Below are 457 nucleotides of genomic sequence, written 5' to 3'. Positions count from 1 at the left end.
TGTGAACGCGGCGAATTCCGTGACGATTATCTCGGGCGGCGATACGAACATCATCGGGTCGAATGTCAGCGGCAATCAGGTGAACGCCGACGTGGGCGGCAACCTGAACATCACAAGCGTGCAGGATATGCTGACGAGCGCCGCGCATCAGTCGAGCACCGGCGGCGGCTTCAGCATCAGCCAAGGCGGTGCCAGTGCGAACTTTAGCCAGAGCAAGGGTAATGCGTCGGGCAGCTATGCGGGTGTCAATGAGCAGGCGGGGATTCAGGCGGGGGACGGCGGGTTCAATATCAACGTCACGGGTAACACCGATCTGAAGGGAGCGGTGATTGCGAGCGACGCGGATGCGTCGAAGAATTCGCTGACGACGGGTTCGCTCTCGTTCTCTGACATTCGGAATCAATCGAACTTCGATGTGAGTTCGAGCGGTTTTAGTGCCGGTGTGACGACGGGCGAC

Annotated in this window: 1 protein-coding gene; it reads left to right on the top strand. The window is 59.3% G+C overall.

Annotated elements, in window-relative coordinates; genetic code table 11:
* Positions 1-457 (top strand): hemagglutinin repeat-containing protein (locus ACV22Z_RS35765; protein ID WP_448080946.1); only part of this gene is annotated, 457 nt, incomplete at both ends.

Source organism: Burkholderia sp. PU8-34 (genome assembly GCF_053427725.1).
This window is presented reverse-complemented; position numbering and strand designations above follow the sequence as displayed.